The 20,161-nt window shown below is 59.2% G+C and carries 16 protein-coding genes and 1 pseudogene; 11 read left to right on the top strand and 6 right to left on the bottom strand.

The genetic code is table 11. The features are described 5' to 3' along the window. A partial coding sequence (locus KZO25_RS11740; protein WP_223137095.1) for an RHS repeat-associated core domain-containing protein occupies positions 1-1,493 on the top strand: 1,493 nt, incomplete at its 5' end. Positions 1,494-1,507: 14 nt separating this feature from the next. Continuing rightward, positions 1,508-2,410 (top strand): ankyrin repeat domain-containing protein, encoded by a 903-nt coding sequence (locus tag KZO25_RS11735; protein WP_223137094.1) that lies wholly within the window; start codon positions 1,508-1,510, stop codon positions 2,408-2,410. A 12-nt stretch (positions 2,411-2,422) separates the two neighbouring features. Here KZO25_RS11735 and KZO25_RS11730 read toward each other — a convergent pair. Continuing rightward, positions 2,423-3,340, bottom strand: a pseudogene (locus tag KZO25_RS11730) (IS30 family transposase); the annotation flags it as partial. Positions 3,341-3,390: 50 nt separating this feature from the next. Between KZO25_RS11730 and KZO25_RS11725 the strand changes: the two are divergent. After that, positions 3,391-4,509 carry an ISAs1 family transposase gene (locus tag KZO25_RS11725; RefSeq protein WP_223137106.1) on the top strand — a complete coding sequence of 373 codons (1,119 nt, stop codon included), beginning with the start codon at positions 3,391-3,393 and terminating at the stop codon, positions 4,507-4,509. Here the strand turns inward: KZO25_RS11725 and KZO25_RS20005 are convergent. Next, entirely contained in the window at positions 4,410-4,760 is a 351-nt protein-coding gene (locus KZO25_RS20005) for a helix-turn-helix domain-containing protein (RefSeq protein WP_262488962.1), read from the bottom strand. The genes KZO25_RS11725 and KZO25_RS20005 overlap by 100 nt on opposite strands. Before the next feature lie 376 nt (positions 4,761-5,136). Here KZO25_RS20005 and KZO25_RS11715 point away from each other — a divergent pair, with 376 nt between their 5' ends. Next, positions 5,137-5,511: a VOC family protein gene (locus KZO25_RS11715; RefSeq protein ID WP_223137093.1), complete on the top strand. Its 375-nt coding sequence runs from the start codon at positions 5,137-5,139 to the stop codon at positions 5,509-5,511. Between the two features lie 120 nt (positions 5,512-5,631). After that, complete coding sequence (locus KZO25_RS11710) at positions 5,632-6,300, top strand: dihydrofolate reductase family protein (protein WP_223137092.1); 669 nt, start codon at positions 5,632-5,634, stop codon at positions 6,298-6,300. A 108-nt stretch (positions 6,301-6,408) separates the two neighbouring features. Here the strand turns inward: KZO25_RS11710 and iadA are convergent, their stop codons facing one another. Genes iadA through KZO25_RS11695 form a run of 3 tightly spaced genes read right to left on the bottom strand, consistent with a single transcriptional unit; the run spans position 6,409 to position 11,166 of the window. Then, positions 6,409-7,581, bottom strand: coding sequence for a beta-aspartyl-peptidase (gene iadA / locus KZO25_RS11705; RefSeq protein WP_223137091.1), 1,173 nt, complete (start codon positions 7,579-7,581; stop codon positions 6,409-6,411). Then, entirely contained in the window at positions 7,578-10,220 is a 2,643-nt protein-coding gene (cphA, locus tag KZO25_RS11700; protein WP_223137090.1) for a cyanophycin synthetase, read from the bottom strand. The genes iadA and cphA overlap by 4 nt, the downstream gene beginning before the upstream one ends. After that, on the bottom strand, positions 10,207-11,166 hold the full coding sequence (locus KZO25_RS11695) for a cyanophycinase (protein ID WP_316935694.1): 960 nt from the start codon (positions 11,164-11,166) through the stop codon (positions 10,207-10,209). The genes cphA and KZO25_RS11695 overlap by 14 nt, the downstream gene beginning before the upstream one ends. Positions 11,167-11,423: 257 nt before the next feature. Here KZO25_RS11695 and KZO25_RS11690 point away from each other — a divergent pair, with 257 nt between their 5' ends. Both KZO25_RS11690 and KZO25_RS11685 read left to right on the top strand, forming a co-directional pair. After that, the gene (locus KZO25_RS11690) at positions 11,424-12,725 is read left to right on the top strand and encodes an acetyl-CoA carboxylase biotin carboxylase subunit family protein (protein ID WP_223137089.1); all 1,302 of its coding nucleotides are present in this window, start codon (positions 11,424-11,426) and stop codon (positions 12,723-12,725) included. 59 nt (positions 12,726-12,784) lie between these two features. After that, positions 12,785-14,827 carry a CocE/NonD family hydrolase gene (locus KZO25_RS11685; protein WP_223137088.1) on the top strand — a complete coding sequence of 681 codons (2,043 nt, stop codon included), beginning with the start codon at positions 12,785-12,787 and terminating at the stop codon, positions 14,825-14,827. A 627-nt stretch (positions 14,828-15,454) separates the two neighbouring features. Here KZO25_RS11685 and KZO25_RS11680 read toward each other — a convergent pair. After that, on the bottom strand, positions 15,455-16,813 hold the full coding sequence (locus KZO25_RS11680; RefSeq protein ID WP_223137087.1) for an acyltransferase family protein: 1,359 nt from the start codon (positions 16,811-16,813) through the stop codon (positions 15,455-15,457). Between the two features lie 144 nt (positions 16,814-16,957). Between KZO25_RS11680 and KZO25_RS11675 the strand changes: the two genes are divergently transcribed. The 4 genes from KZO25_RS11675 to KZO25_RS11660 are packed head-to-tail and all read left to right on the top strand — an operon-like array spanning position 16,958 to position 20,160. Then, positions 16,958-17,527 (top strand): diguanylate cyclase, encoded by a 570-nt coding sequence (locus tag KZO25_RS11675; RefSeq protein ID WP_223137086.1) that lies wholly within the window; start codon positions 16,958-16,960, stop codon positions 17,525-17,527. Next, the gene (locus KZO25_RS11670; RefSeq protein WP_223137085.1) at positions 17,524-18,627 is read left to right on the top strand and encodes a beta-ketoacyl-ACP synthase III; all 1,104 of its coding nucleotides are present in this window, start codon (positions 17,524-17,526) and stop codon (positions 18,625-18,627) included. The genes KZO25_RS11675 and KZO25_RS11670 overlap by 4 nt, the downstream gene beginning before the upstream one ends. A gap of 2 nt (positions 18,628-18,629) precedes the next feature. Then, positions 18,630-19,313: an iron-containing redox enzyme family protein gene (locus KZO25_RS11665; RefSeq protein WP_223137084.1), complete on the top strand. Its 684-nt coding sequence runs from the start codon at positions 18,630-18,632 to the stop codon at positions 19,311-19,313. Next, positions 19,306-20,160 (top strand): DUF6999 family protein, encoded by an 855-nt coding sequence (locus KZO25_RS11660; RefSeq protein WP_223137083.1) that lies wholly within the window; start codon positions 19,306-19,308, stop codon positions 20,158-20,160. Before KZO25_RS11665 ends, KZO25_RS11660 begins: the two co-directional genes overlap by 8 nt. The last annotated feature ends 1 nt before the right edge of the window (position 20,161 follow it).

Below are 20,161 nucleotides of genomic sequence, written 5' to 3'. Positions count from 1 at the left end.
ACGGCATGAGCGCCCCCGGCCTTGACCTGGAGATCGCCCTGGAACCCGACGCCCTGCACCGGGAGACCCAGCGTCGTCTCAGCACAAGCGCCAATGCGCACAACCAACCGCTGATTCTGGAACGCGGCTACACCGCCCTGGGCCAGTTGGATCACCTCAGCCTGCGCGGCGCCAACAGCGCCGGCAGTGAACAGCAGTACCAGTACGACGCCCTGGGGCGGATGAGCTTCCGCGGGCTGCAAGGTGACCAAGCCTCAAAAGTCATCGCCTACACCTACGACGCCGCCGGGCGCCTAATCGGCAGCCAGCACGGCGACCACGCCCACCGCTACGCGGTGGACGCCGCGGGCAATCGGTTAGACGGCCAACAGGCCCTGACTGATAACCGCCTTGGTCAACTCAACGGCACCCGCTACCGCTACGACGGCGCCGGCAACCTGATCGAACGCCAACAGCCCAACGGCGAACGCCTGACGCTCGGCTATGATGGTGCCAATCGTTTGGTGCACCTCATCCAGGCCAGTGAGCTCGGCTACACCCGCGAAGCCAGCTACCGCTACGACGGCCTGGGACGACGCATCAGCAAAACCGTGCGCGACACCAACGGCACCACGGCCACCACCCACTACGGCTGGGATGGCGACCGCATCGTGCGGGAGGAAAACGACAGTCAGCGCACTACCGTGGTCTACGAACCCGGCTCCTTCGTGCCGATGCTGCGCATCGATGAAGCACAACACAGTGGTGAAACAGAGCGCCGCCTTAGCGCCTTTATCACCGACGCCCTGGGCACCCCGCTGCGCCTGGTCACGCCCCAGGGCGAGACCCTCTGGCACGCCCAGCCCCATGACTGGGCGGCGGTCACCGACGAGCAAGGCAACACCCCACAACCGATCCGCTTCCAGGGCCAGTGGCACGACGAAGAGAGCGGCCTCTACTACAACCGCCACCGCTATTACGACCCGCAGCAGGGCAGGTATATCAGCCAGGACCCCATCGGCCTGAATGGCGGCACCAACCTGTATGGTTACGTGACCAACCCCACCGGCATGGTGGATCCGTTGGGGTTGGAGGGGGCAGCTTGCACGAATCTTGTACAACGTAGGAACGGCAGTTTGGAGTGTGTTGAAGAGCGAGCCTGTATAGGACAAGGAATGGCAGTGAATAGAGACGGTCATTGTCAATATCATGACAATTCAGGTAGGTACAGTGCTGGTCTGAGTCCTTCAACCGCAACCCATGACAATTCAACATCAGGTATTCTTGGTTGTGCGATTATTTCGACTGCCTTGGGAGGAGGCGAGGTCCCAGATGAAATTGAAACAGCAGGGCAGATTGTAAATGGGGCCAATAAAATTCAAGAATTAATTTCCGACGCAAAGGTCGTACCAAATTCAAAGTTGTTAACCTTGCCTGCAAGGTTTGGTGACAATATGAACAGCTGTAGGGAAACTGCTGGAAAACAAACATGGCAGATTGAGAGCTGGGATTAAAATAGGAGCATGAAATGATGATTAAGAATAGCTCTAGAGTCATTGTTACATTAATTTTATCTGCGGTGAGTTTTAGTGTAATCGCAGACTGCTCCTGCGAGCATGAAAATGATCCTGATACACCGCTTAATCAAGCTATACTTGCAATGGATAATAATGCTTTAGCGCTTGAGCTGCTTAGTAGCGAATCAAACCCCAATATCACAAATGCTTGTGGTGCAGGGCTTTTGCTTATGGCGGCAATTTACAATGATATTGCTTTAGCTGAAAAGTTATTAGCAGAAAGTGCGGACCCTAATGTTATGAACTTTCAAGGTGAAACTCCTGTGGAAGCAGCTGCAAAATGGTCTAGCAATGAAGTTTTGGCTATGCTGTTAGAAAACGGAGGGGACCCAAATCCAAAAATGCATTCGTGTCTGGAGACGGCAATATACAACACGCCTCTTCTGATAGCCTCTGTGAATGATAATTTTGTCGGGGTTGAGCTACTATTGGAGCATGGTGCCGATTTTACTGTTGTTAGCCCAAAAGGTGCTACCTTTTTTGATATTTTGTTAAGGAAGGGCAATGATTTAGAAAAGATATCAGCTTTAATTGAATCTGTGCCTGAGCAAAAGAAAGCTCAAGCTTATAACGAGCTTTTATTCGAGGTGGCAAGGAGGAAAGACATGCTATCTGAACTAAACTATCTTTTGTCAATGCCGCTCAACCCTAATTCTAGCGTTGATGATGATGCTCCATACAATACCCCTCTTTTAATAGCAGCTCTTGCTGAAAATATTGATGGCGTAAAGGCTTTAATTGAACATGGTGCAGACATCCATTATACGAACTCTGAAGGTTACTCTTTGGAGCGCATCGTGCATGAAAATAATCTTGAGGAGTTGTACTATTTATTCCCCTCATCTGAGGAGTGAGCTCTAAGAGGGGGCGATTGCATCCAGTTCCTCCTGGCTGTACACCGATAGGTCCGTCCCCTTGGGCAAGTACTGCCGTATGAGGCCATTGATATTCTCGTTGGCGCCTCTCTGCCATGGGCTGTGCGGGTCGCAGAAGTAGATGGCGACGCCGGTGTTTTGGGTGATCCTGGCGTGCTGCGTCATCTCACGCCCCTGGTCATACGCCATGCTCTTTCGTGCGGCCAATGGCATGCGATTCAGCGCCGCGCTGAAGCCCTCCACCGCAGAGGTAGCTGTCGCATCGTTCATCTTCGCCAGAATCAGGTAACCGCTTTTGAGTTCGACGAGGGTGCCGACGGCCGAGGCGTTGCCCTTGCCCTTGATGAGGTCGCCTTCCCAATGCCCTGGGAATTCGCGTTTTGCCACCTCAGGAGGACGTAGGTGAATGCTGACCATGTCAGGAATCTGGTTGCGCCGATCCACTTGCCCACGGCGGGGCTTTCGAGTGGATTTCCCTTGCCGCAAGCAGTGGATCAGCTCCTTCCTCAGCTCACCGACAGGCAAGGCGTAGATGGCACTGTAGATCGTTTCACGGCAGACGTAGGCGTCTCGAAGGTCAGGCATCGTCATACGCTTGAGCTTGCCGCTGATCTGCTCGGGAGACAAGCGCTGGCGCAGCATGTGCTGAATCAAGTCGAACCGAGGGCTTCCTGGGAGCAGCTTGCGCTTTGGGCGACAGCCTACTCGGCGATCATGGCGATACTGTTGAGCGTGTGAAACGCGGTATCTGCCATCGGGGGATCGATTGCGTCGCATCTCTCGACTGATCGTCGACGGGGATCGCTCCAGCAGGTCCGCCACCTTTCTGATGCTCAAGCCTTGCTTGAGGCTGACTTGGATCGTGGCGCGTTCTTCGATGCAGAGTTCAGAATTAGGACATGGGGTCAACACCTTACCGGATTGGTCAGGTGTTGCACTCAGAATTTGCGGCCAAGCCCATGCTGACACCGTCCCTTATGCACCATTTATCAATCGTTCCCGACTTCTGCCAGGCCTGGAAAGTGCAGCATCAGCTAACGGATATCCTGTTTCTGACCGTCTGTGCAGTGATCTGTGGTGCTGAGGGTTGGGACGAAATTGAGGATTTTGACCACGCGAAACTAGATTTTCTCTGCCAATACGGTGATTTTGAGTCTGGTATCCCTAGCCATGACACGCTCGCCAGAGTGATGGCCCTAGTGAATGCTGAGCAGCTGCAGACGGCGTTTGCCGAGTGGATGAAGGCCTGCCATGACGTAACGGCTGGTGCGGTGGTGGCGATTGATGGCAAGACACTGCGTGGCTCGTACTGTCGAGGCAAGGGCAAAGGTGCGATCCACATGGTCAGTGCTTTCAGCGCGGCGAATGGGGTAGTGCTGGGCCAGATCAAGACGGCGGAGAAATCCAACGAGATAACGGCGATACCCGAGTTGCTCAAGCTGCTGAATCTACAAGGCTGTTTGGTGACCATTGATGCCATGGGCTGCCAGAAGAAAATCGCGACGCAGGTCCTACAGAAGGGCGCGGATTACCTGCTGTCGGTGAAGGAGAATCAGCCGGCACTGGCAGATGCCTTTGAGGCAGCATTCCCCATGGCCAAGGTGGCCAATTTTGAAGGGGATGCTTATGTCACTGATGAGAAGAACCGAGGCCGGCAAGAGACGCGCTATCACATCGTGAGTGATATTACCGAAGAGTTTCAAGATATTAGCTATGAGTGGCCCGGCTTGAAAACGGTGGGTGTGGTGATGAGCTTCCGTCAGGAAGGAGACGGAGCACCAGAGACACCGATGATCCGCTACTACATCAGCTCAGCCGAGCTGAGCGCCAAAAAGCTCGCCGAAGCGGCCCGCCAGCATTGGTTTGTCGAGAATAAGCTCCACTGGTCCCTTGATGTGGCGCTCCGCGAAGATGCCTGCAAAATCCACCGCGGTCAGGCCGCCGAAAACCTCGCCCGGATCCGTCATATCGCCTTGAATTACCTAAAAGGGGAGAAGGGTTTCAAAGGCGGAATCCGGCGGAAACAGAAGAAAGTTGCGCTGGATGAGACGTACCTTGCTGACATTCTCGCTGTGTAGAGTTTTTCATGCGTTTTCCCTGGCAGCTTTGGTTGCTGACGTGGCCGGTGACGCGCCAACCGCGCTCTATAGCCAGCCAGGCTGGCATCGTAGCCGCTGCTAGCATCGACGGTATGGCGAGCGAGCTCCCGTGACACGGTACTTGGCGCGCGCCCCAAGTGAGCGGCGATGGCCCGGGTCGAGTGGGTAGTTCGCATCATCATGATGGCGTCTCGGTCTTCAGCAGTGAAGTGGCGATAGCAATGGGGCATGGCAACACGATACCTGATTGGTCAGGCGTTGCACTTGGTCATTGAGACCGCCGAGTCGGCTGATTTCCTCACTTTCTGTGCCGCGCTATTGCTGGTGCTCTCTCCAAGGTTGGCCAACACCGCGGTCGCGAGCTAAAGCTACCTCCAACAACGTTCTTTTCTTGTGTGGTGGCGCGTCATGGTGAAAGTGGTCGCTATCGAACCACCGCCGTCTCCGCCTGTCGTGCGCTAACGTGTCCTCCTGCAATTGTCTTAGGCAATCAAGGGGGCGGGCTGTCGATTAGGTCGTATCCCATACGACTACTGGATGCTAGGGCAAGTCGTGAGGATCAGTTTATGCAAAGCGGGCCCATCGGCCCACCAGTCCGGAGGGCGTATGTTTGATCATGTCAAATTCGGCGTCAGCGACTATGCGGCAAGTAAAGCCTTCTTCCTGAAAGCACTCGAACCGCTTGGCGTGGTGGGAGGGGCCGAAGGTGAGCCGTCATACGGTGTGGAGCTTTGCGGAAGGGGCGATTCCTCGCTGTGTCTGTATCAAGCCAAGGAGAAGCCTGCCCCGCTTCACATCGCGTTCGTCGCTGACACTCGTCAACAGGTCGAGGCCTTCTATCGTGCAGCCTTGGAGGCGGGTGGCAAGGACAACGGCGCTCCCGGTCTGCGTCCGCACTATCATCCAAACTACTATGCGGCCTTCGTCATCGCTCCGGATGGGCATAACATCGAGGCCGTTTGCCATCAGCCGGAGGCCTGAGCAGCGGTGGTGCGCCAAGCGGCAATACCGTGAAAGGTAGTCTGCGCGTTTACCGGACTGTCGATTGCGTGGTGTCTCGTTCGACGACTGGGTGCGAAAGCAAACCAGGAGGATGAGTTGATGCGTAAAGTGATTGTCGGCGCCATGGTTTCACTGGATGGCGTCATGCAGGCGCCTGGCGGGCCGAAGGAAGACCCGACCGGTGGCTTCCGCTACGGCGGCTGGGTCGCACCGCTGGTGGACGAGGTGTTCGGAGAAGAGATGGATAAGCTGTTCCGTCAGCCGTTCGACCTGCTGCTTGGCCGCAAGACGTATGAGATCTTCGCCGCGCACTGGCCGTATGCGGAGGAAGGGCCTGATGACTTCATCGCCAGAACCTTCAATTCGATCAAGAAGTACGTGGCGACCCGAAAGGGCCTGGATTTGACCTGGAAGGAGTCGGTGGCCCTCAGTGACGCGGCATCGGATGTCGCCAGGCTGAAGCAGGAAGACGGACCGGCACTTCTCACCCAAGGCAGCACTGCGCTGGTCCAGACGCTGCTGAAGAGCGACCTCGTCGATGAAATCAATACGTTCACGTTCCCCGTCGTGCTAGGGAAGGGCAAGAAGCTGTTCGATGATGGGGTGGAGCCAGCAGCGTTCGAGCTTGCGGCCAGTCGCGTGTCGCCCAACGGCATTGTGATCGCGAAGTATATACGCGAGGGCGCGGTGAAAACGGGGGATTTTGCCATGGACCCGCCAACTGCGGCGGAGGCCGCGCGGCGTGAGAAGGTGCAGCGGGAAGGTTAGCGAGTGATTAGCCAGGTAGGGCAGCGCGGCGGTTGCCGAAGCGTCGGACCGGAGCTGAAGCTGCCTCCCATTCTCTTATGTGGTGGCATGGCAGCACGCTGTCTCGAGCTATTCCGTGGTGTTTACGTCATAGACACATTGCCCCGCCACGAACGTCTGTTGCGGCTGAAGTTCGCTGTCGAGTAGCGTTACATCGGCGTCGAAGCCGATAGCGATACGTCCCTTTCTGGCGTGTAAGCCGAGTACCCGGGCCACGTTCGTGGAAATCAGGCCCAAGGCCGATTCGAGCGGCAGCACACCTTCACGAACGAGACGTTGCCAATCCGCAATCAGTGTCGTGTTCTTGGCCACCTTCATCCCCAGGTACGTCCCGTTGGTATCGAATTCTGGCAAGCTGCCATTGCAATCGGAGCTCATGGTGATGAGTTCGGGGGGAACCCCGCGGGCCAATAAGCGAGATACCGCATCAAAGCCGGAGAGGCCATCGCCGGCATCTTCAAAGGCAGTGACATCGACAGTTGCATTGAATGCTAGTGCATAGTCCGCGGCTTCCTCGAGCAGTGCAGGATAGCGATTTACATGGGTTGGGATCACTTGATCGGCGGGAATTTCGGTCTCGGATAGCAATCTGCGCAGCGGTTCGAGTCCCCGCTTTCCGTCACCGATATGGAAATGGCAGATACCCCGTTTGCCGGCCAGCATGGCACCGATGCGTGTATCACTGACAATACGTTCGATTTCATCCTGGCGTGGCTGGCTAGATCGATGGTCCGAGATGGCGATTTCGCCGAGGCCTATGACTTCAGGAATCCACGCCAGGTCGCGTTGAATGTCGCCGGTCAGCGTGGGGGGCGGAACGCGGTACGCACCGGTATACATGAAGGCCGATATGCCTTCGGCACCAAGCCCACGCACCTTGGCCAGCAGGTCTGCCGGGGAGCGGCTGATGCTGTCGGTGCCAAGCACACCCACCACCGTGCCAATTCCCATCGACGCGATTTCCCGGGCCGTAATTTCCGGGCAGCGGGTACCGCAACCGCCTTCGCCGCCGCCCCCGGTGACATGCACATGCTGGTCGATGAAGGCGGGGACGGCGATAAGATGATGCGCGTCCACCACATGGATAGGCCAGCCCCTGGGGGTGTCGAGATCGCGTCCCAGGGCTGTGATTCTCCCCCCTGCCATGAGGATGTCGGTTTGCTCGAGCCGTTCGGGCGAGTTAATACCACCGACGCGCAATAGCGTCATGAGCCCGGCTTTACATACATCGCTGGGTATCATGTTCGTCCACCTGCGTCGCTATCCGCGGTTGGGGTATCCGGCAAGAACCGCCGCCCGCGCAGGCGTTCGGTGGCACTCTCGATATCCTCGATCAGTAGAACCAGTAGATCGCCCTCCCTGGCCTCGTCGAACGCTCTGTCGACGGCGTGACGTTCGTCCATGATTACCTCGACGCGGCAGGTGCCAGACTCCGATTCTGCCCCAGCGCGCAGCAGGCCGACGGTTTCACCGACGGGGCGGCCCCGAGGCGCCGTTTCACAAAGCAAGACGATGTCATGCATGCTGGCCAACTGAGCTCCCAGGGCATAAAGGTCTTCATCACGACGATTACCCGGGGCGCTGGCCACGCTGATGCGCCGCTGAGCAGGGATACGGCTGACGAGTTCGCTCAGGGCTTTCAGCGCCGGCACGTTATGGCCGTAGTCGATCAGCACTTTTATGTCCCCGGCGTCGATAAAATTGGTGCGTCCCGGATTCTGCCCCGGCGTCGGGTGAAACGTCTGCAGGCCCAGTTGGATATCGGCAATGCTCAGCCCCAGCGCGTAGGCTGCGGCGCTGGCGGCCAGGGCATTGGCAACATTGAAACGGGCATGGCCTTCGAAGGTAATCGGGGTATCCCCTACCGAGATGATGGAGGCTTCGACATTCCCTTGGCGCATCACGATGCACTCGTCATGAACCGTGAATGCGACTCCATGGTCTTGCACATGCTCACGGACAGGCTCTGAGTCGGAATCCAGGGAGAAGTAGATCACCTTCCCTCTGGCCCATTCCCTGCTTGCCAGCACACGCGGATCATCGGCATTGAGCACGGCCGTCCCTTCCTGGTGGACCGCGTCGATCACCACGGTCTTGCAACGCGCCAGCTCATCCAGGGTATGGATGTCGTTTTCCCCGAGATGATCGCTCTCAATATTCAGCAGCACGCCGACCTGGCATTCATCGAAACCCAACCCGCGACGCATGATGCCGCCCCGCGCCACTTCCAACACGGCATACTCGACGGTTGGCTCGCGCAGAACGGTCACGGCCGCCTGTGGTCCGCTGTAATCTCCCCGCATGATGACGTGGTTGTCGATCTCTATGGCCCCAGTGCAGGCCGTGCCGACACAGCCTCCCGCCTGACGGAGCAGGTGAGAGATCAAACGTACCGTTGTCGTTTTTCCGTTGGTTCCGGTCACCGCAACAATGGGTATGCGACCGGTGTCTTCTTTATCTGGAAATAGCATCTCGATGACATGATGACCGACATCCCGGCCCGTGCCATGGGTCGGTGAAAGGTGCATGCGAAATCCCGGACCCGCGTTGACTTCGACCACTGCGGCAGACTGCTCCTCCAAGGGCACCGTCAGAGTCTCGGCGAGCAGGTCGATCCCGATGATATCGAGTCCGACCAGGCGGGCGATGCGCTCTGCTGCGTATTTCACTTCAGGGTGAACATCCTCGGTGACATCCGTTGCAGTTCCCCCGGTGCTCAGGTTCGCCGTCGACTTCAGATAGATGACCTCGCCTGTCGCGATGACGCTCTCCAAGGTAAGATTCTGCTGTGCTATCAGCCGATGGGAATGTTCGTCCAGCTGAATCTGTGTCAGCAGGTTTTCATGGCCGATACCGCGACGCGGGTCCCGGTTCTCCCTGTCTATCAGCGCCTGCAGTGTCGTCTGACCATCGCCGATCACATGGGCCGGGCGACGCCTGGCGGCGGCGGCGAGCTTGCCGTCGATCACTAGCAGCCTGTGATCCTCTCCTTTGATGAAGTTCTCGACCATGACCGTCGAATTGTGGCGGGAGGCAATGGTGAACGCTTCCCGCAGTGCCGCTTCGTTGGTGATGTCCGTGCTGACACCGCGGCCGTGATTGCCGATCAGCGGCTTTACGACAACGGGGTAGCCGAGATCGAGAGCGGCCTCGAGCGCCTCATCGATCGAATGGCAAATGTGCCCATGCGGCACGGGAATCCCGGCCTCGCCGAGCACTTGCTTGGTCCAGTGCTTGTCATCGGCGATGCCGTGGCTTATCAGGCTTGTGCGGCAAGTCACCGTTGCCTGGATTCGTTGCTGACGGCAGCCGTGTCCCAATTGGACATAGCTGCTGCTCTGGTCAAGGCGAGCCCAGGGAATCCCTCGGCGCTTGGCGGCATCCACGATCGATGCCGAGGATGGCCCCAGCATATGCGCGTCTCGCACCTGCTTGAGGCGGGATACCACCGTGGGGATATCGATCTCGTCGCCATTGAAGAGCCGTGTGACGATATCAATGGCTTCCACCCCGGCCGCCAGGCCGCAGGCCTCGTCCCGGTAGCGATAGACGACGTTATAGATTCCGGTTTCGTAGGAATCGACCGTCTTGCCGTAGCCCACCGAAAAGCCGATCAAGTTCTGCAGTTCAATTGCGACATGCTCTACGACGTGGCCGGCCCAGGTGCCCCGGACGAGTCGTTCCAGAAACCCGCCGGCACGTCCGACCGAGCACCGGTGCTCGTACAGGGTCGGCAGGAGTTCGGTGATGCGTTCTGTGATGCCGGGAACGGTATCGCTTGGCCGCTCCTCGAGTTCACCGATGTCCAGGCGCAGGAAGATAGCCGGATAGCGGCTGTAGTAATTCGGACCGCGCAGCGCCCGATGTTCAAGTATGTTCATTCCCATGGCTCCCTGCCAGGATGGCGCTGAGTTCCTCAGCGACGAGATAGCGTCGTGAATCGATATCGTATCCATGGCCACTGACCATGGCGTGCAGGATCATGTGCTCGACGGCAACCGGCTCGCCCATCGCCAATTCCGCAATATTGGAGCTCGCCAGATCCCGGCTGTCGATGATGATGACGTGCCCCGGCCCGATGGCTTCCAGAATGCGGTTCGGATGAACAATGACCGCTGCATTCTCTCCAATGCCGACGCCCAACTGCTCCGGGTTGCTGGCACCCACTTCCATGAGACGCGTGAATCGACCCCGCTCGAGAAAGTGGCTGTCGATGACCATCCCGCGAACGATGCCCAGCCCGAAGCTCATGTTGACCGCCCCTTTGCGCAAGGCGTCTGCTGCCGCACCGTTGTAGATCATGGTGCTTGGCATGGCTGCAGCGCCTGCACTTGTCCCTGCTACTACGGCGCCGGCCCTAAGGCTTTCGCGAATCGCCCGCAGGGTGGCGGTGCCGCCAAAAATATTGGTCAGGCGAAGCTGATCGCCCCCGGTCAAGAAAATCACGCCACTTCGTTGAATAAGTCGGACAGTCTCGGGGTCGGCGGCTTGTTGGCGATCCTGGATTTCCAGCGCATGGACCTGGCTTGCGCCCAGGCGAGTAAAAGCCGCTTCATAGCAGGGCAGGAGCTGTTCAGGAATGCTGCTGGCCGTGGCGATGATGGCGACTTCGGCATTGTCTTTGGGGGCAAGCTCGAAAACTCGTCGCAGGATGGCGAGTTCGGAAGTCTTGTCCTCGGCACCGCCAATGGCCACGATGTGGCCGGAAATGGTGGGGTAGTGTGAAGCCATATCCCATTCGCCGCCCAGCGACGCTCTTGAGGAACGCTGAATCATTACCGGTGCTGGTAATGGCGTATCGCGTGATGCTTTAACCCGTCTCTTCACTTATAACAGCCGAAAACCGCCTTAGCCATGTTTATAGCGATTCCCCGGTAGGACTAGACCCCAGCTGTGGAGTAGTGAAATTTCTGCTCTATCGCGTATTGCCCCAGCGCAGCAACAATTAACCGCTATGCTTTGATAAGCGGCCTTCCCCCATGCCAGTCCCGTGGGTCAGGACGGCAATGGCCATACCCTGCCTGCTACCCGTTGCACCGCGGCTGCGAGGACTACGACAGCCGAGCTTGCGCCAGGAGGCGATCATGAGCGAACGGAATATTTTTGTTGTCGGGATGGATGATTATAATTGCAAACGACTCAATCACTTACGTGGGGCTGAGAATTATCGGTTTCATGGTGTGATCGACCCAATGGAGGTCAACGATACGGAAGTTTTTCCTATCGAAGACATGCTGGACAGGGCCGAAACTCAACTGAAAGGATTCAGTGAGCCTATTGATGCCATCGTTGGCTACATGGATTTCCCCGTCTCGACCATGCTGCCGCTGCTCTGCAAGCGATTTGGTACGCGCTCTACCAGTCTCGAGAGTTTGCTAAAATGCGAGCACAAGTATTGGAGTCGACTCGTTCAACATGAGGTGATTGCCGATTATATTCCGCGCTTTACCGTTTTTGATCCCTTCGACAGCCAGGCATTACAGCATATTGGAGAGGCTGGGCTTTATTTCCCCTTTTTCGTGAAACCCATCAAGTCTTCAGGGTCGCGACTTGGCTTCCGCATTGATAGTCCCGAGGACTTCGCCCATGCCGTATCGCAATTGTGTGAAGGCATTGGCACGATTTCAGAGCCTTTCAATTATGTGCTTGAGCAAGCCAGCTTGCCTGGCGAAGTGCGCTCTGTCGATGGTGGCCACTGCATGGCTGAAGAGATTATCGGTGGGTGGCAATGTACGGTCGAGGGATACGTCTTCCAAGGTGATGTTACCCCTTATGCCATTGTCGATTCGATTCGCTATCCGCAAGTGCTGAGTTTTTTCTATTATCGCTACCCGTCCCGTCTACCCTCTCACATTCAGGCAAAGATGCAGGAACTGACTCGCCAAGTGATGGCCCATATCGGATACGATAATGCGGCCTTCAACGTCGAATACTTCTGGGATGAAGTTCAAGATCGCATTTGGCTGCTGGAGATCAATACCCGTATTGCACAGTCACACTGCGACCTTTTCGAAAAGGTCGATGGGGTCAGCCATCAGCAAGTGACGGTGGACCTGGCTCTGGGACAGTTGCCAGACATGCCTTACCGTCAAGGGGCATTCAAGGTTGCAGCGAAATTCTTCTATCGGGTGTTCTTCGTCGACGCCACCGTCAGCCGGGTACCGAGTGCCGAGGAAATCGAGACACTGCAGCAAGCCTTTCCCGGCACCATGATCACGGTACAGGTCGAGATCGGCATGCGCTTGTCATCCCTACCTGAGCAAGACAGCTACAGCTACGCCCTGGCTTACGTGTGGATGGGGGCAGACGACGATCTCGCACTGGAAGAGAACTACGCACGCCTTGCCGAGCAGCTTAATTTTGCGTTCGAGGACATCGTCGGCTGACGTGCTCTAGTCGTGGGAATGAATGTAAGAAACCCGATTACAAAAATGGGAGCAGGGTCATGCATATCGTCAGCGATTTTCCCCGCGACGTGCAGGATGAGGAAGGTTGGATCACGCTGGCCGATGGCTGTCGGCTGGCCATTCGTATCTGGCGACCGGTGGATGCCGAGAGTGATCCGGTACCGGCAATCCTCGAATACCTGCCTTATCGCAAACGAGACCTGACGGCGATGCGTGACGCACAGACGCACGCTTACTGGGCCGGCCACGGCTACGCCGGGGTTCGTGTAGACATACGTGGCAGTGGCGAATCGGACGGCGTGCTGACCGACGAATACCTGAAGCAGGAACTGGACGATGGCGTCGAAATCCTGCACTGGCTGGGTCAGCAATCCTGGTGTACCGGTGATGTCGGCATGATCGGCATCTCCTGGGGCGGGTTCAACGGCCTGCAAATTGCGGCAATGCAGCCGCCCGAGCTGAAGGCCGTCATCACGCTGTGCTCGACCGACGATCGCTACGCCGATGATGTCCACCACATGGGTGGCTGCCTGCTTGGCGATAACCTGTCATGGGCCTCGACCATGTTCGATGGCAATACCTGCCCACCCGACCCGCTGTTGGTTGGTGAGCGTTGGCGGGACATGTGGCTGGAGCGCCTTGAGCATAGTGGGCTCTGGCTGGCTACCTGGCTGCAGCATCAGCGTCGCGACGACTACTGGAAGCATGGCTCGGTTTGCGAGGACTTCTCACGCATTCGCTGCCCCGTCTATGCCATCAGCGGCTGGGCAGACGGATATTGCAACGCCGTGTTTCGGTTGCTCGCGGGGCTCGACGTGCCACGCAAGGGCCTGGTTGGCCCCTGGGCGCACATGTATCCGTATCATGGTGTTCCGGGCCCGGCCATCGGTTTTTTGCAGGAATCACTACGCTGGTGGGACTATTGGTTGAAGGGCAAAGAAACGGGCATCATGGACGAGCCGATGCTGCGCGTATGGATGCAGGAATCGGTTCCGCCGTCGGCCCGCTACGAGGTACGGCCGGGGCGCTGGGTTGCCGAACCGAGCTGGCCATCACCGCGGATCGAACCGAAGCACTTCCGTTTCACCAGTGGTCATGATTTGCTGCCGGACCCCCCGAGTTCCTCGGCTTGCGTATCGGGCGACGATGCTCCTCTTTCCGTTCGTTCGCCGCTGTCTGTAGGGCTGTATGCTGGCAAGTGGTGCTCCTACAATGCTCCGCCGGACCTGCCTCACGATCAACGCGACGAGGACGGCGGCTCGCTGATTTTCCAGACGGCACGGCTCGAACAGGACATCGAGATTTGCGGACAACCCATTGTCGAGCTCGAGATCGAAGCCGATCAGCCGGTGGCGATGGTGGCGCTACGGCTCAGCGATATTGCCGATGACGATAAGGCGACCCGGATTTCCTATGGCCTGCTGAACCTGACCCACCGTGACAGTGACGAGTTTCCCCAGGCCTTGGAACCGGGCAAGCGTTATCGCGTGCGCATCCCGCTTAAACACATCGCGCAGAAGTTTCCCGTGGGCAACGCGATACGCCTCTCGCTTTCGACAAGTTACTGGCCGCTGGCCTGGCCGTCTCCTGTGCCTGTCAGGCTGACAGTGCATCCTGCCGGGTGCCTGCTGATTCTGCCATGCCGTGAGCCCCAGCCCCGGGAAGAAGCGGCACTGCCCCCATTTAGCTCGCCGGAGGCAGCACCGCCTCTGGCGGTTAGCGTGATACAGCCGAGCCAGGAGGCGTGGCGAGTGATACGTGACCTGGCCAATGACCAGACCACACTCGAAGTCATCAATGACCAAGGCACCTTTCGTCTCGATGACATCGAGCTGGAACTCTCGGCACGGGTCGTCGAGCGCTATACCTATGCCTACGGCAATTACGACAGCGTGAGTGGCTGGACCGAGTGGGAGCGTACTTTCCGACGCGGCGGCTGGGAAGTACGCAGTGTGACTCGCACATTAATGACGTCTGACGCTCAAAGCTTTCGTCTGCGAGCGACACTTGATGCCTTTGAGGGCGATAGCCGGGTATTTTCCAAGAGTTGGGACGAGAAAATCCCGCGCGATCTTGTTTGAGTGCTGGAGTGCTGCGAACAGTTAACGTTCTTCGAGAGCATAGGTAACATTTTTCAAGAGAGGGGCGCTACCCCTGAGCAGGAGCCGTTCTGGCGCAATTCAATCCAAGAAAAAAGCCCGGCCGCTGGGGCCGGGCGAGTCCTTGACGCTCCCTTGTCAACCTACCTTGGGAATCCTTCCCAAGCCTCCTTGGTATCTGAGCGTTCCGTCGCTCGGCCTTCCGTGAGGGCTTTCCCTTACCCTGTACATAAAAAGTAGCAGCCCCGAGCCGATACCGAATTAACCTGTGATAATGAATCCTGTAAGAAAACGTCGATTTAATGCTACGAATGGGTAGCGACGAGATCAGCCAGAGACGGTAAACAAAAAAGCCCGGCCTTTCGGCCGGGCTGGATCTTCGCTTCCTTACATCCACCTCGGGTATCCTTCCACCCCGAGCATCCTTGGATAGTCGAGTATTCCTGACTCGTTCATCCCTGGCTGAGCCTCCGTGCTCAGTACGCCTCTACTGTCACACTCGAGCTAGCCTGTGACGTTAACCTGCGGCAAGTGGTGTGTAAGACATTGCCGCTAAAATTTGTAAGAAATAGCTTACAAGGCCTTCGGTTCCACTTCCTGTTACTCGGCTCAATGGCGTCCCAGTGGCTCTCCTATCGGCTGCGGGTGGGCGCGCAGCAGCCAGGAGGCGGCCGCTACGCCGGCCAGGCCGAAGAGGGCGCCGGGCAGGGCGCCGAGGGCCAGGCTGGCGATGATGCCGCCGAGTAGTGCGGCCCCACCGGTCAGAATCGCCGAGGTGCCGGTGGCGGAGACCACGTCGCGCTTGCGGCTCATCTCGAAGGACACCACGGCGACCATGACCGGGGCGACAGCGACGATGCACAGCAGGAGCCACAACAGGCGGCCGAGCCAGAAGCCGACCTCGCCCGGTATGCCGGCGTCGATGGGCAGGCCGAGTCGCTCGCCCAGCCAGGCTGCCGGCAGCTCGGCCAGCTTGTGCCAGAGGTAGAGCGGCATGCCCAGGGCGCCGAGGATAGTCACCACCCTGTCGACTCGGCGGCGCTCCAGCAGGCGGCGCATGGGGCCTTCACAAGTCAGTACGACGCCGACCTGCACCCACATCACGCCCACCAGGGCCAGGGTGGGCGGAAGCAGGTTGCTGGGCACGCCGAATTCACCGTCCACCATGGCGACGGGGTAGCCCGACGCCACCGCGGCTGCCAGCCACAGCAGCCCGAACAGCAGCAGGGCGAGGCCGCAGCCCAGGCCGGAGAAGCGGCCCCGCTTCCAGGCGATGCCGAGCTGCTGCGGCAACAGCCAGACGAGAATGGCATTGAGCCAGCCGATGCCGCCGCCGTTGGCGGTGACGCGAGTGCCCAGCTCCAGCAACTCGCCGGGGGCAGTGATGCCGGCGCGCAGGAGATCCACCAGGGCGGCAAGCACTAGCAGCCCCGCCACGGCCTTGAGCCCCCAGCGGCGGTCGGCCCAGACGCTGAACGGCAGCAGCGCCTGCACCCCCAGCAGCATCATCAGGAACCAGAGATGGACGGTCAGCGAGTGGTTGAGGGGGCCGAGCAGGCGCCCCCCGGTGTAGGCGGCGACGATGACGAAGGCCACCAGCACCGCCAGGTAGGTCACGGTGGGGCGCGCCAGGCCAAGCGCCCGGCCTGCCCACCAGTGCAGCTGGCGATGGCCCTGTTCCAACCGGCGCTGGGCACCGTCGGCACTGACCGCGGCCGAGACGAACACGAACAGGGGGACCACCTGCAATACCCAGGTGAGTACGCCGGCGCCCGTCCACACCAGCAACAGGTGATCGGTGGTAGTCATCAGGCCGTTGTCGAGCCGGGGCAGCGTCGCGATCCAGTGGCCGAACACGACGACCAGCAGCGCACCGGCGCGCAGGGCATCGGGATAGCGATCCCGGGCGGCCTGAGGTTCGCCGTCGTTTATCGTTGTCGAGTCCAATGCCTGAGGCCTCTGTGTCATGGCGTTTGGTTTCCATTCGATTGGCCCTTGCAAATACAGGGCACTTGGTTAATATAGTTATCGAACAGTGTTTCCTAACATCTTCCACGAAACGCCAGCGCCTTGCAAGAGTGTCGTGAAAGACGCTGAAACAGAGGAATTGCCATGGATACCCACACGCTGCTGATCCATGTCCTGCTCTACGTTTTCCTGCCGCTATGGGGCATTGCCGGCTTCGTCGACTGGTGCTGTCATCGGGCCACGCGCATCCAGGAAAATTCCGGGCTGAAGGAAAGCCTGATGCACTCGGTCATGGGCATTCAGGTGGGCATTCCCATCCTCATGTGCCTGCTTTACCGCATCAATGTCCTGGTCCTGCTGATCTGCCTTCTTGCCTGGGTGCTGCATGAAGCGGTAGCCCACTGGGACGTTCACTTCGCTGCGCCGCGACGGCATATCAGTATCTGGGAAATGCATGCCCACACCTATCTGGGCAGCCTGCCGCTCTACATGCTGGCGATGATCCTGGTGATCAACTGGCCGGTCCTGCTGGATCTGATCTCCTTCAACTGGCAGGGCCAGATGCAGCTGGTTCGGGTGGATGTACCCCACGGCGGGGAGCGCTACCTGCCCTATTACCTGACTTTCATGGGGCTGCTGTGCATTGCGCCCTACATGGAAGAGAACCTGCGTTGCCTGCGCCATTACCTGAAGAACAGGGGAGAGCCCGCATGAGTGTCTATATCACCAGCACCGGCCACTACCTGCCGGGCGAGCCCGTGGGCAACGAGCGGATCGAGGCGGTTCTCGGCATGGTGCATGGCAAGCCGAGTCGCCTGAAGCGCCGTATCCTGCAGTCCAACGGCATCCTCCAGCGGCACTATGCCATCGACGCCGACCACAACACCCTGATCAGCAACGGTGAGATGGCCGCCCGGGCGGGGCAGGCCTGCCTCGACCAGAGCTACCTGAGCAAGGCGCGGCTCGACATGCTCAGCGTGGCCACCAGCCAGGGCGATCTCGTGCTGCCGGGGTTCGGCAGCATGGTTCAGGCGGAGCTGGGCGTTGCCGGCGTGGAGCTGCACAGCAGCCACGGCATCTGCTCCAGCAGCATGATGGCGCTCAAGGCTGCCTACACCGGCTTGAAGGCCGGGGAGCACGGCAATGCCCTGGTGATCGCCAGCGAGCTGGCGTCACGGCTGTTCAAGGCCAGCCGTTACGAGGCTGTCGCGCAGCAGGTCGATTTCAATGCCGAGTTCCTGCGCTGGATGCTCTCGGACGGCGCAGGGGCGCTGCTGCTGGAAAACGCGCCGCGACGGCGCTGTTTTCGCATCGACTGGATTCGTGGCATTTCCCATGCCGATGCCTATCCGGTGTGCATGAGCGTCGGACGGCCGGCCAGCGGCGATGAGAGAAGCTGGCAGGACTTCCCCACCTATGGCGAGGCGGAGGCCGCCGGTGCTCTGCTGATTCGCCAGGACGTTCGGTTGCTCGACAACATCGTCAAGCTTGGGGTGGATGGGCTGCTGCGCTTGATCGACGAAAAGCGGGTCGAGGTCGAGCGCGTCGATCACGTGCTCTGCCATTACTCGTCGCACTATTTCCGCGGCAGGATATTCGACATGTTGACCCAGGCCGGCGCGGCCATTGCCGAAGAGAAGTGGTACACGAACCTCTATACCCGGGGAAACACCGGCTGCGCTTCGCTGTTCATCATGCTCGACGAATTCCGCCGTACCCAGGCCTACGAGACCGGCGACACCATCCTCTGCATGGTGCCGGAAAGCGGTCGCTTCAATAACGTCTACATGCAACTGACGGTCGTGGAGGAATAGCCATGGAAAGCAAGGTCACTACCCAACTGGGCCAGGAGTGCCTGCAGGGACTGATGCGCGTCTGGTTCGATTTCGAGCGCCAGCTGGGCCGGGTGCCGGTCATTCAGCGCCTGGAGCGCGGCCGGTTTACCCGGGAGGACTATCGCAATCTGCTGCTGCACCTGCGCCAGCAGGTGATCGAAGGGGCGCGCTGGATCACCCGGGGCGCCTCGAGCTTCGAGCGGGACTACGCCGACGTGCGCTCGGAGGTGATCGGCCACGCCAAGGAGGAGCATCGCGACTACGAGATGCTGGAGGCGGATTTCGTGGCGGCGGGCGGCGAGCCGGGCGAGATCCGCGAAGCGCAGCGCAATGCCGGCAGCGAAGCGCTGCATGCCTTCATGATGTACCGCGCCAGCCAGCCCAACCCCGTCGACCTGATCGGCGCCATGTGGATCATCGAAGGGCTGGGGCAGAAGATGGCCGGCGACTGGGCCCGGCGGATCGACGAGGCCACCGATGGCGACGGCCGTTATACCCGCTTCATGCGCTATCACGGCGAGAACGACGACGCCCACCTGGACAAGCTCTACTCGCTGATCGACCGGGTGTGTCGCACGCCGGAAGAGCAGCAGTCGATCCTGCGCACCGCGCGGGTGGTGGCGCGGCTCTACGCCCTGCAGCTGGAGGAGGTCGACCATGGCTGATGCCCGGCACAGGCCACGCAGCCCCTTTCTTCGAGCGCTGGAGTTCGACGACTCCCTGCCGATTCAGCCCGAGGCGGTGCGGCTATGGCTGAATGACATCGAGAGCCCGACGCGCTGGTCGCTGCGCCCGCTGCTGCAGTTCCTGCTGGCGATGCTGCTGCATCTGATCTGGTTCGTGAAGCGCCTGCCGCTGCCCCAGTTCCGCGCCCATGGCCTGCTGCAGCGGCTGATCTGCTGGTTCTGCACCCACTTCGTCAGCCCCAGCGCCAACCAGCTGATCCTGCGCCACTTCGCCACCGAGTCCAATATCCTCAACTTCCTCATCGACAACAGCCCGGAGGTGACGGTCGAGCCCCTGGGGCTCTACCCCCGGCGTATCGACGACATGCTCGACGCCAGCTTCGTCAAGCACGACCAGGAGCTGTTCCGGGTGATCGAGGAGATGGGCCACTGGCAGCAGCGCCCGACACCGCTGGCGCCGGAGGCCATCGACTGGACGCACTGGCGCCCGCTGGAGGATGACGCCTTCGAACTGCCGCGACGGCGCACCCAGGTGCTGGACTTCGAAAGCGCCCACGCCCTGTTCATGTGCCTGTTCTGCCTGCTGCTGACCCGCGAGGAGTATCGCGATGCCATCAATGGCTTCAACCTCGACCAGTCGATCGCCATCCGCATCGGCCAACTGATCGGCGACCCGAGCCTGGCGGAGATGGCCTACAACAAGTATCCCCACTACCTGGTCGGCCCCTGGAACCTGGGCCAGCGCTTCCTGATGCACGGCTTCTTCACCGAATATCTCTATGCGCGGCTGGAGCGGCTGAGGGTGGGGAGCAAAGTGGCACAGTGAT

It is taken from the genome of Halomonas sp. ANAO-440, assembly GCF_019915905.1.
GTDB lineage: Bacteria > Pseudomonadota > Gammaproteobacteria > Pseudomonadales > Halomonadaceae > Halomonas > Halomonas chromatireducens.
This window is presented reverse-complemented; position numbering and strand designations above follow the sequence as displayed.

Excerpts from the sequence above, each read along its gene's own strand:
- KZO25_RS11735 (WP_223137094.1), top strand. The coding sequence starts at position 1,508 with ATGATGATTAAGAATAGCTCTAGAGTCATTGTTACATTAATTTTATCT.
- KZO25_RS11725 (WP_223137106.1), top strand. The coding sequence starts at position 3,391 with ATGCTGACACCGTCCCTTATGCACCATTTATCAATCGTTCCCGACTTC.
- KZO25_RS20005 (WP_262488962.1), bottom strand. The coding sequence starts at position 4,760 with ATGCCCCATTGCTATCGCCACTTCACTGCTGAAGACCGAGACGCCATC.
- KZO25_RS11715 (WP_223137093.1), top strand. The coding sequence starts at position 5,137 with ATGTTTGATCATGTCAAATTCGGCGTCAGCGACTATGCGGCAAGTAAA.
- KZO25_RS11710 (WP_223137092.1), top strand. The coding sequence starts at position 5,632 with ATGCGTAAAGTGATTGTCGGCGCCATGGTTTCACTGGATGGCGTCATG.
- iadA (WP_223137091.1), bottom strand. The coding sequence starts at position 7,581 with ATGATACCCAGCGATGTATGTAAAGCCGGGCTCATGACGCTATTGCGC.
- cphA (WP_223137090.1), bottom strand. The coding sequence starts at position 10,220 with ATGAACATACTTGAACATCGGGCGCTGCGCGGTCCGAATTACTACAGC.
- KZO25_RS11690 (WP_223137089.1), top strand. The coding sequence starts at position 11,424 with ATGAGCGAACGGAATATTTTTGTTGTCGGGATGGATGATTATAATTGC.
- KZO25_RS11685 (WP_223137088.1), top strand. The coding sequence starts at position 12,785 with ATGCATATCGTCAGCGATTTTCCCCGCGACGTGCAGGATGAGGAAGGT.
- KZO25_RS11680 (WP_223137087.1), bottom strand. The coding sequence starts at position 16,813 with ATGACACAGAGGCCTCAGGCATTGGACTCGACAACGATAAACGACGGC.
- KZO25_RS11675 (WP_223137086.1), top strand. The coding sequence starts at position 16,958 with ATGGATACCCACACGCTGCTGATCCATGTCCTGCTCTACGTTTTCCTG.
- KZO25_RS11670 (WP_223137085.1), top strand. The coding sequence starts at position 17,524 with ATGAGTGTCTATATCACCAGCACCGGCCACTACCTGCCGGGCGAGCCC.
- KZO25_RS11665 (WP_223137084.1), top strand. The coding sequence starts at position 18,630 with ATGGAAAGCAAGGTCACTACCCAACTGGGCCAGGAGTGCCTGCAGGGA.
- KZO25_RS11660 (WP_223137083.1), top strand. The coding sequence starts at position 19,306 with ATGGCTGATGCCCGGCACAGGCCACGCAGCCCCTTTCTTCGAGCGCTG.